Source organism: Desulfovibrio sp. OH1186_COT-070 (genome assembly GCF_003860215.1).
Classification (GTDB): domain Bacteria; phylum Desulfobacterota; class Desulfovibrionia; order Desulfovibrionales; family Desulfovibrionaceae; genus Desulfovibrio.
Genome location: NZ_RQYH01000051.1, coordinates 1 through 7,171 on the forward strand (window position 1 = coordinate 1; position 7,171 = coordinate 7,171).

The 7,171-nt window shown below is 54.2% G+C and carries 8 protein-coding genes; 1 reads left to right on the plus strand and 7 read right to left on the minus strand.

From position 1 onward, the window contains the following. Positions 1-73 precede the first annotated feature (73 nt). The 7 genes from EII23_RS11225 to EII23_RS11255 form a co-directional block, all read right to left on the minus strand. Positions 74-283 (minus strand): PrpF domain-containing protein, encoded by a 210-nt coding sequence (locus EII23_RS11225; RefSeq protein WP_221620389.1) that lies wholly within the window; start codon positions 281-283, stop codon positions 74-76. 17 nt (positions 284-300) lie between these two features. Further along, the gene (locus tag EII23_RS11230) at positions 301-1,299 is read right to left on the minus strand and encodes a GGGtGRT protein (protein ID WP_124793455.1); all 999 of its coding nucleotides are present in this window, start codon (positions 1,297-1,299) and stop codon (positions 301-303) included. A 14-nt stretch (positions 1,300-1,313) separates the two neighbouring features. Next, positions 1,314-2,006, minus strand: a complete 693-nt coding sequence (locus tag EII23_RS11235) for an iron-sulfur cluster assembly scaffold protein (protein ID WP_124793456.1) — start codon at positions 2,004-2,006, stop codon at positions 1,314-1,316. 16 nt (positions 2,007-2,022) lie between these two features. Further along, positions 2,023-3,243: an aconitase X catalytic domain-containing protein gene (locus tag EII23_RS11240; RefSeq protein ID WP_185702382.1), complete on the minus strand. Its 1,221-nt coding sequence runs from the start codon at positions 3,241-3,243 to the stop codon at positions 2,023-2,025. Further along, positions 3,227-3,655: an aconitase X swivel domain-containing protein gene (locus EII23_RS11245; protein WP_124793458.1), complete on the minus strand. Its 429-nt coding sequence runs from the start codon at positions 3,653-3,655 to the stop codon at positions 3,227-3,229. Before EII23_RS11245 ends, EII23_RS11240 begins: the two co-directional genes overlap by 17 nt. 98 nt (positions 3,656-3,753) lie before the next feature. Then, a complete protein-coding gene (locus tag EII23_RS11250; protein ID WP_124793459.1) occupies positions 3,754-5,727 on the minus strand; it encodes a sigma 54-interacting transcriptional regulator in 1,974 nt (657 codons plus the stop codon). 123 nt (positions 5,728-5,850) lie between these two features. After that, entirely contained in the window at positions 5,851-6,717 is an 867-nt protein-coding gene (locus EII23_RS11255; RefSeq protein WP_124793460.1) for an oxaloacetate decarboxylase, read from the minus strand. Positions 6,718-7,007: 290 nt separating this feature from the next. Between EII23_RS11255 and EII23_RS11260 the strand changes: the two genes are divergently transcribed. Then, positions 7,008-7,171 (plus strand): transposase (locus tag EII23_RS11260; protein WP_148091256.1); only part of this gene is annotated, 164 nt, incomplete at its 3' end.

Consider the following 7,171-nt stretch of genomic DNA (forward strand, 5'->3'; position numbering starts at 1 on the left):
GCTGTCTGTAAACCGTGATTTTTTCATGTAAAATCTCCCGCTTCATGAGTATGGGAAATTCTACTTTCAAACGCTACCATTTTTTGGGGGGATTACAGCTTGTGAGCACGTCGGCGCCGCCCAATCCGTCGATCTGCCGAATATCAGGACTGCCAAAAACCGCGCGGATGACCGCGTCGCGTTTTTTCGGATCACTCGGCAGGTCAGCTTCCTTGAGAAAAATGCCTTTGCTGGTGCCCCCGCGTACAATAGCGCAGGGGATCATTTCCATCTGCGGATGCATGATTTTCTCCTATAAGGTTAGACTGACGCCGTACCTATCGCTACAGCCAGCGCCACGGTGGCGCCCACCATCGGATTGTTGCCCATGCCGATAAAACCCATCATTTCCACATGCGCAGGCACCGAAGATGAACCGGCAAACTGAGTATCGCAGTACATGCGTCCCACCGTATCGGTCAGGCCATATGAAGCCGGGCCAGCTTGATTGTCATCGGGGTGGACGGTGCGCCCTGTGCCGCCGCCGGAAGCCACGGCGAAATATGGCTTGTCCGCGTCAATACAGTATTTTTTGTAAATACCCGAGACTGGGTGCTGGTATCGCGTCATGTTGGTGGAATTGCCGGTGATGGACACATCCACCCCGGCGTGGCGCATGATGGCAACGCCTTCGGGCACACTGTCAGCTCCGTAGCAGCGCACCGCTGCGCGTGGGCCAGTGGAGAATCCCCGCTCTTCTTCAACGCGCAGGGTGTCCGCATCAAAGTCGTAGGCGGTGCGTACATAAGTGAAGCCGTTGATGCGCGCAATAATGTAGGCAGCATCCTTGCCCAGGCCGTTAAGAATGACCCGCAGTTTTTTCACGCGAACATTGTTTGCCGACTGTGCAATGCCAATGGCACCCTCAGCTGCGGCGAAGGATTCGTGCCCTGCCAGAAAGGCGAAGCATTGTGTTTCCTCCCGCAACAGACGGCTGGCAAGCCGCCCGTGGCCAAGGCCCACCTTGCGGTTATCCGCCACCGAACCCGGAGTACAGAACGCCTGCAGCCCTTGGCCTATGGCCTCGGCCACGTCCGCCGGTGAAGCGGCCTCAAGCTTGAGCGCCAGAGCACCACCAAGACAGTAGGCCCAGCAGGCATCGTCAAAGCAGATGGCCTGGACGTTCCGTACCAGAGCAAAAACATCAATCCCTTTTTCCAGCAACAGATCCCTCGCCTCTTCGAGATGCCGAAGTCCGCACTGTTTCAAGCAGGCGTCAATGGCGGGCTGTCGCAATTCCTGAGCTTCAAAACATATCATGACGGCCTCCTCTCCTATGCGCCTCTGGGATTAATGATTCGGACAGCTTCATCGTATCTGCCGTAGACACCCTGTACCCTTGCGTATGCCGCATCCGGTGAACTTCCACTGGCGATGAGATCCATCATTTTTCCAAGATTAACGAAGGCATATCCGATAATTTCATCATTGGCGTCCAGAGCGAGGCTGGTAACGTAGCCTTCGGCTATTTCCAGATAACGCGGGCCCTTTGCGCGGCTGCCGTAAGATGTGCCCACTTGGCTGCGTTGCGTTCCGCCAAGATCCTCAAGGGCTGCGCCAAGCGGGAGCCCACCATCCGAATAGGAACTCTGCGTGCGGCCGTAGGCAAGGTTTAAAAAAAGAGCCTTCATGGCACTATTGGTCGCATCACAAACTAGGTCGGTATTCAGTGCTTCAAGTATGGTCTTTCCCGGCAGAATTTCGGACGCCATGGCTGCGGAATGCGTCATCCCCGAACATCCGATATGCTCTATGAGAGCCTCTTCAATGATGCCGTTCTTGACGTTGAGCGTGAGTTTGCATGTACCCATCTGCGGCGCACAAGTGCCACAGCCGTGAGCAAATCCGGAAATATCCTCCACTTTTGTGACTTTTGACCAGCGCCCCTCCTGTGGGATCGGCGCCGGACCGTGCCCTGGGGACTGGCGCACAGCGCAGTAATATTTCGAATAATCGGACATCTTCATACCTCGCAGTAAAAAGTCAGGCATTCCAACAACCGGTGAAGGCGGCATTCACGCAGTTTTTGAGGCTTCCGAACCAAGTGCGCAGCCTGTTGGACCCGGGCGCATAGAAAGCCATTTTGGCCGAATTGGTCGCCAAGGAGTGCAGGCCACGCTGTTCCGGAATGCTCAGAACGGTGCACAAATCCTGGGTAAGCACGGCTCCGGCGTCTTCAATGATCTGCAGGTAGCCCATTTGCCGCGCCATGGCCTTAACGGGAATATTGGTGTGTACCCACATCGTCACACCGTCCTTGACTTTTTTCCCTTGCAGCAGGGCGGCTACCTCGGCTACCTGATTCAGCGTCAGGTGCGGGCACCCCACGGCCACATAGTCCACCTGGCGGTTACTGTTGCTCGTGAGGCGCTCGTAGCCCTGTATTAGTTCTTGTGGGCCGATTTCAACCTCATCATAGTTGTCGGCGTATATTCCAGAACCAAGCATGACGGCATCCGGCGTCTGACCTTCAACGTGGTAAAGAGCCACGCCGCCGCTGCTGGCCAAGGCAGCACTGAGGTAAATGTGTTCTTCAAGCCTGAGTGGCCGCAACCCCGCAAAGGCGGGATTGTGGACGCCGATATTACTGCCAACATAGGCCCCCAGAGCGCCCACGTCGGCCAAGTCGTCAATGGGTACCGTTACCCTGAACCGGACATGCGCTCGCCGGTTCTTGTCAAGATGGAAGCCGTAGCAAGGGGTTTTGCCAACCAGGGCGGCAGCAAAGGCGCTCGGGCCGCCTTCACGGTTATCGCGTGCGCCCAAAAATGAATTGGTGAAGGCTACGGCCGAGGACTCAGCCCAGGCGATGTGCTCACCAAACCGGGGAACAAATCCATACAGGTACGGTACGCAAGAGGATGTGCCGTAGCAGCCCGTCCTAACATATCCATCATTGATACGCAGTTGTTTGTCACACCATTCCCCAGGCAGCCCCAGATCGCGAGAACGGTCAACCCCTATGACGTTGAGCGTAGTGGGAACGCTTACCCGCGCTCCAGAATCGGCCATTTCCTCAATCCAGTGCATGCCCGCATCGCCATGAGACCGGTAGGAAAGGCCCGCTACATGGGCGCTTTGAATGGGAATAAGCTTTTCCGCGTCGTAGATCTTGCCGAGGGCTACCAGCATTTCCATGGCAAGACGCCGCGCTTCGCCTCCTTCGCCGTCTAGAACACGCTTGTCATCATCGTGCAGAATCATGGCTCGCCTCCTCAATGATAACTTGTTCGGAGTCAGCATCCACTGTGACGATGTCGCCATTCCGCAGTGCGGAGAAAGGGTCTTCGGACAGTCTATCCACCACAGGCAGGTGTCCCATGATGGCGCCGCAGGTAATGATGGTTTCGGTGACCAGGTTGATGATAGCTTTTGGACCTGTACCCATCTGGGCAAGTTGGTAGATGACGTAGGAACCCCCGGTACTTCCCTTGCCATAAGGAAAAACAAGGATTTTATCTTTGATGGAAATGTTTTCAAGCTCGTGATTGTACTCGATAACCTTTCCTGTGGCGCAATCGAAGCCGAAGTTGAAGCCAATGGGTTGCCGACAAAGCAGAACTTCGCCGGTGGCACGCCCGGGGCTGATGCCCCTGCACTTTATGACGTGTTTCATTGGAGATCCTCCATGGATTACATGTCTTTCCAAATGGTTGATGCCTCATTCGTTCGTTTTCGCATCACCTGTAAATCTGGAAAACGTATTGCTATTCTTTACCGATACTCTTCAATAGGCTTTGATGCCGCCCGCAACTTTCGCCAGAGACTTGCGCGACTTATGGAAAGCCGACGGGCCGCCTTGGTGTAATCGTTGTCACAGGCAATAACCTCTCGACGGATGGCCTGTTGCTCCGCCCACCGAACGATTTCGCGCAGCGAGCCCCCAGGCAATACATCGTCCAAGGGCTCTAATTGTATTCCACCAAGTTCGCTGATAAAAATGCGTTCAAGGAGCGCGTCTAGCGTCTGGTCAGGAAAAATCTGCCAGGCCAAGGCCAATCGCTCCATAACGTTTGCCAGTTCACGTACGTTGCCCGGCCATGTGTGCCCCAACAGCCGCTCCCCGCAGGATTCTTTGAGAGATGCAGGCGTCAATGTTTTTTTGAAGTCTCCGCCAGGGTTGTGATGCAAAAAATGGCAGGCCAGCAACAGGATATCCCTGCCGCGCTCACGCAACGGTGGAACAGTGATGGGAAGAACATTGCAGCGATAATAAAGATCCTGACGGAACTGCCCCGAGCGCACCATGCCAGCGAGACTGCGATTGGACGCGCAGATAATGCGCACGTCCACGGGAATCATTTGCGCGCCCCCTATGCGCATAACCTCATGTTCCTGAAGGACGCGCAACAGCCGGGACTGAAGATGGTGCGGCAGTTCACTTATTTCATCGAGAAAGAGGGTTCCCTCGTGTGCCAGCTCAAAGTATCCGGCCTTTCCGTGGCGTCGTGCCCCGGTGAACGCGCCATCCTCGTAGCCGAACAGCTCGCTCTCCAACAATGAGGCGGGGATAGCAGCGCAGTTGACCGGCACAAAAGGCCCGTTGGCACGCTTGCTGGCCCGATGGATGCCCTGAGCAAACAGCTCTTTGCCACAACCGGATTCACCTTGCAGCAATATGGAAGCGTCTGTCCGGGCGTAGCTTCGCGCCAGTTTCACGATATTTTTCATGCCGGTATCGGCTGTGATAATATCCTCAAGGCCATAGCGGGTTTTGAGATGGCTCGCCTTGGCATTATTGCGCAACTGTCGTTCTGCGTGACGTATTTTTTCTGCTTCGGAAAAGGAGCAGACCACGCCGATTGTGTTGCCGTCCGCCTTGATGGGGATCCGGTTGGTGACGATAATCTTTCCGTTGATGTCTTGAAGTTTATTCAGCTCTGGCTCACCGGTCTGCAAGACATTCCAGGTCTGTGTGTTAGGAACTTTTTCTCGCGAATCATGGCCCAGAGCTTGGGCCGCACTGACACCGAGTATGCTTTCTGCAGCCGGGTTGATGAGGGTAAGCATGTTGTTTTCATCCGTCACAATCACGCCTTCGTTAATGGTTTGCAGGATAGTCACGGTGCGAGCTTGGCGTTGCCGCTCGGTGCGGCGCACACGCGCCAAGGAAAAGGCTTCCCGTAACGCCCGCAACACGGCATCTTCACCCGCCTCCAGCACAACGCCGTCTATGCCGCTGAGTTCACGCATGGACCCAACCAAGCTGCCGCCAACACCCATCTGGGCGCCTTCAGCTGCCGCCTCCATCATGCGGGACATCATTTCGGCCCGGCTGTGAAAGAGATATTCCCGTATTTCCATCCGCAAGGCCTTGCCCACAGTCTGCACCTCGGGCATGGGGGTCTGGTACTTAAAAAACGCGACACGGTGAACCTTGCCAGTGAAGGGCAGCAGCGTACGAAGCAGGTCCACGGATGTGGTTGAAACTTCCACCACGGGCACTTCCAGCTCTGCTTGAATAAAGTCGGCACTACCTCCACGGCTGCATATGACTTCGGGTTCCTGGCCTTCCGGAGCTTGGGTCAACATGGCGCGCGCTGCGGAAACAGCCTCGTCCAAGGCCACATTCGCCTGCACGGTAAGGGTACATGGCAATCCTTTCGCCACGCGCGCGAACACGGTCGTCAAGTTGCCATAAGGTGCCACAAGGGCGATGCGGTATGGCTGTGACATAAAGTTCGGCATGGGAATTCCTTATAAAAAAGGTTTGGGATTGCGTGTACTGTAGGGCAAACCGTCATGGACACACAAGGTTAGCCATCAGTGAGAACAAAGTAGCTGGGGCTGGAAGCCCCAGCACCATATGCCTCAGTCGGCGTATTTTTTGCTCAGGGCATTATACTGATCCAGTCCAATGAAGGCGTTGAATTCAGAAAATGTAAGCAATTCTTTATAGTAGTCGGATGTAGTACCGGTTTTCATGAGGTGATTCATATAGTCCCGAACGGCCTTGGCCGCCGCATATAATGGCCCCGTACAATAAATGGCAATGCCAAATCCCATGGCCTCAAGTTCATTGATGGTGGGGATAGGCGTACGACCGCCTTCCAGCATATTCGCCAATGTGGGAGTATTGGGAAAAGTTTTGTTGATAAGCTTCATCTCCTCGACATTTTCTGGAGATTCGATGAACAGCAGGTCGGCGCCTGCTTCTTCATAGGCCTTACCTCGTTCAAGGGCTTCTTCTATTCCGTGATTGGTACGGGCGTCCGTGCGGGCGATGATGACAAAATCATCGTCACGCCGGGTATCGACGGCGGCCTTGATCTTCTGCACCATTTCGTCCTTGGGGATGACCCTGCGGCCCAACATATGCCCGCAACGCTTGGGAAAAGCCTGATCTTCAAGCTGAATGGCGCTCACTCCGGCCCTTTCGTACTCGCGTACAGTACGTATGACGTTGAGTGGGTTTCCGTAACCCGTGTCGCCATCCGCCAAGACCGGAACCGATACTGCTTCCGCCAGATTGCGGGCACGCTCCACCATTTCAGACATGGTCAACAAACCCACATCCGGCTGGCCCAGCACGCTGGCCGATGTGCCGTACCCTGTCATGTAGACTGCTTTAAACCCTGAATTTTCAATAATTTTTGCGCTGAGAACATCATACGCTCCTGGGGCAACAAGCAGTTTGGGATCCTCAAGGAGCTGTTTCAGAAGGGTTGTTTTCTTCATGGTGAATCCTTGCTGTTGAAAGTTCTTTGATAAAAATGAAATGCTCGCAGCCAGTACTCAAAAAATTAATATCAAGTTTCATGCCAAACATAACATGCTGATATTTTAATTATATTTTTTATGACAGTGTTTAATATTTGCGAATATTTCAGTTTTGAAACACTTTTTAAAACGAAAAGCGCGCATCGGTGGTGTATCCCTCCTTTAAACTAGGCAGTGTAGTCACGAAATTGTTTAAATTTTCATTTTGTGGCACAGTTCGCTTGTCTTCAACCGTAAGCGAGGAACATATGCCCACAGCAGCCCACAGACGGCACGACATTTCTGATTCGGTTTGGAAAAAACTTGAACCCCACTTGCCCGGACGTGAAGGAAGCTGGGGAGGCAGGGCCCACGACAATCGGCGCTTTATCAATGCGGTCTTCCGGATTATGCGTACAGGCGCGCCGTGGCG

Coding starts and splice junctions, on each gene's coding strand:
- EII23_RS11225 (WP_221620389.1), bottom strand. CDS start 283: ATGCATCCGCAGATGGAAATGATCCCCTGCGCTATTGTACGCGGGGGC.
- EII23_RS11255 (WP_124793460.1), bottom strand. CDS start 6,717: ATGAAGAAAACAACCCTTCTGAAACAGCTCCTTGAGGATCCCAAACTG.
- EII23_RS11240 (WP_185702382.1), bottom strand. CDS start 3,243: ATGATTCTGCACGATGATGACAAGCGTGTTCTAGACGGCGAAGGAGGC.
- EII23_RS11245 (WP_124793458.1), bottom strand. CDS start 3,655: ATGAAACACGTCATAAAGTGCAGGGGCATCAGCCCCGGGCGTGCCACC.
- EII23_RS11235 (WP_124793456.1), bottom strand. CDS start 2,006: ATGAAGATGTCCGATTATTCGAAATATTACTGCGCTGTGCGCCAGTCC.
- EII23_RS11250 (WP_124793459.1), bottom strand. CDS start 5,727: ATGCCGAACTTTATGTCACAGCCATACCGCATCGCCCTTGTGGCACCT.
- EII23_RS11230 (WP_124793455.1), bottom strand. CDS start 1,299: ATGATATGTTTTGAAGCTCAGGAATTGCGACAGCCCGCCATTGACGCC.